This window comes from Actinocrinis puniceicyclus, assembly GCF_018283645.1.
Lineage (GTDB): Bacteria > Actinomycetota > Actinomycetes > Streptomycetales > Catenulisporaceae > Actinocrinis > Actinocrinis puniceicyclus.
Map to the genome: position 1 here is coordinate 1 of NZ_JAGSXH010000302.1, position 1,639 is coordinate 1,639.

The 1,639-nt window shown below is 74.3% G+C and carries 1 protein-coding gene and 1 pseudogene; both read left to right on the forward strand.

Going from position 1 to position 1,639, the window contains the following annotated elements; all coding sequences use genetic code 11:
* The coding region (locus KGA66_RS28905) for a PrgI family protein (protein WP_211472764.1) at positions 1-952 on the forward strand (952 nt) is incomplete at its 5' end.
* Positions 952-1,639: pseudogene (locus KGA66_RS28910) on the forward strand (conjugal transfer protein TraC); the annotation flags it as partial. The gene KGA66_RS28905 and the pseudogene KGA66_RS28910, both read left to right, overlap by 1 nt.

Consider the following 1,639-nt stretch of genomic DNA (forward strand, 5'->3'; position numbering starts at 1 on the left):
CACCCGCCGCATCGACCCCGACGACGACCTGCACCCGGTCCCGGTCACCGCCGACCTGGAGATCGAAGACAAGATCCTGGGCCCGTTCACCGCCCGCCAGGCCGCCTACCTCGCGTCGGCCGCACTCATGCTCTGGCTCGGCTACAGCGCCCTGAAACACCTCGTGCCACTGCCGATCCTCGCCCTCGCAGCCCTCGTCCTCGGCGGCGCGTTGACCGTCGCGGTCACCACCACGCGCGACGGTCTCACCCTGGACCGGTACCTGCACGCGGCCCTGCGCCACCACCGCACCCCCCGCCGACGGGTCACGACGACCGGAGCCGACACGGTGCTCGGCGAAGGGCTCGCACCGCTCGATCTGCCGGTCGGCGACCTACTCGAACCCGGCGTGCTGGACCTGGGCGAACACGGCGCGGCGGCGCTCGTGGAGTGCGGCACCGTCAACCTCGCCCTGCGCTCAGGCACCGAAGCGGGCGCGGTGCTCGGCGCGTTCGCCCGCGCCCTGAACGCGCTCAACGGCCCGTTCCAGTTCACGGTCACCGCCCACCGCGTCGACCTGACCGTCGTCGCAGGCCACTGCGAGCAGACCGCGGCCGGCCTGCCGCACCCGCTGCTGGAGGCCCGCGCCCGCGAGCACGCCGCGTTCCTGCACCAGCTGGCCGACAGCACCGAGCTGACCGCGCGCAGGGTGCTGCTCGTCGTGCGCGAACCCGGCCCGCTCCCGACCGCCGCGGTCACGGTCGCGCACCGCGCCGCCCAGGCCGCGCATCTGCTCGCCGCCTGCGGCATCGACACCCGGGTGCTCGACGCCGGGCAGGCTGCCGCCGGCATCACAGCTGCCTGCGACCCCCGGCGCGACCGGCATCCCGCGCGCCTCGCCCCGCCCGCCAGCCCGGTTCGCCTCGCCACCCACCACTCGACACAGGAAGAAGGCGAACTCCCATGGGGCTGATGCGCGCACGCACCAGGATGCGGTCCAGTGCCTCGCCTGCCGGGTCGTGGTTCGGCCCCGGCGGCATCGGGGTCCACGCCCGGCACCTGCGCATCGACGGCGTGCACGCCGCGACCGTGACATTGACCGGCTACCCCGCGGAGGTGCTGCCCGGCTGGCTGGAGGCCATCTACACCTACCCCGCGCGGATCGATGTGGCCATCCACGCCGAACCCGTCGCGCCGCTGGCGGCCGCCTCGCGGCTGCGCAAGCAGCGCGCCCGCCTGGAGGCCGGACGCCGCGGCGACGCGGACAAGGGACGCTTGGAAGACCCGGTGATCGAGGCTGCGGCCGCCGACGCCCAGGACCTGGCGCACCGCGTTGCCCGCGCCTCCGCGAAGCTGTTTCGCGCCGCGATCCACCTGACCGCCTACGCCGACAGTCCCGAAGAACTCGACCAGGTCCTCGCCGAGATCAAGGGCCTGCTCGCCGCTCAACTGGCCACGCTCACCCCGGCCACCTTCCGGCAATTAGAGGGTTGGACCGCCACCCTGCCCGTGGGCATCGACCCTCTCGGCCCGGCCCGCACCCTGGCCACCGAGGCGTTGGCGGCGTGCCTGCCGATCGCCTCCCCGGACCTGACCCGCCTCGACCACGGCGACGACGGTGACGCGGTGGGCGGGGTGCTGTGGGGGCTGAACACCGCCA